The 626-nt window shown below is 62.1% G+C and carries 2 protein-coding genes; one reads left to right on the top strand and one right to left on the bottom strand.

What is annotated here, in order from left to right:
- The coding region (locus ACFHYQ_RS27210) for a transposase (protein ID WP_394303998.1) at nt 1-111 on the top strand (111 nt) is incomplete at its 5' end.
- Nucleotides 112-165: 54 nt separating this feature from the next.
- Here the strand turns inward: ACFHYQ_RS27210 and ACFHYQ_RS27205 are convergent.
- The gene (locus tag ACFHYQ_RS27205) at nt 166-528 is read right to left on the bottom strand and encodes a DUF4352 domain-containing protein (RefSeq protein WP_394303997.1); all 363 of its coding nucleotides are present in this window, start codon (nt 526-528) and stop codon (nt 166-168) included.
- Nucleotides 529-626: the final 98 nt, after the last annotated feature.

Genomic DNA, 626 nt, shown 5'->3' with positions numbered 1-626 from the left:
TACCTGTGGGGTGGACACTTCTGGTCCGGGTCCTACTTCGCCGGAAGCGTGGGCGGCGCACCACTCACGGTCCTCACGCAGTACATCGAACAGCAGAAACGACCCGTGTGAGCTGACCTGCTCACAGCCACGGAAGGCCAGGGCACGCTCGCGCCCTAAGCGGGATCAGCTCCGGGTCAGCACCCACTCACCCTTCTGGTCGGCGAATCCGCTGTTCAACGCGAACTGGAACTTCGCCGGCTTGACGTTCACGGGGAGTTCGAACACCAGAACCCCCTTCCGCATGTCACCGCTGGCTACCGAAACGCTGCCCCTGAAATCGACTCCCTCTCGGACGTCGCCGAATGTGGGGCGGTACTGCTGACCCTGGTCGTCGATCAGTTTTGCCCCGTTGGAGGGGCTGTCGTCATAGACAGCCCGGCCCTTGTTCTCGAGGCGGAGTTCGATGGCCACAAAGCGATTACCTGCCTCGGGCTTGCTGAACTCGTTCGCGGGTGTGGCTCTGTCAAAGACCTTGGCGACGGTCACGTTCACCCGCAGGCCCGGGTCTCTTCCGTGCAGGGTGAGGGTAAACAATCAGCGGATACGCGCGGTGCTTTCATGTGATAGCGGATAGTGACCGCCTC

It is taken from the genome of Sphaerimonospora cavernae (assembly GCF_042435035.1).
Taxonomy (GTDB): Bacteria; Actinomycetota; Actinomycetes; order Streptosporangiales; family Streptosporangiaceae; genus Sphaerimonospora; species Sphaerimonospora cavernae.
This window is presented reverse-complemented; position numbering and strand designations above follow the sequence as displayed.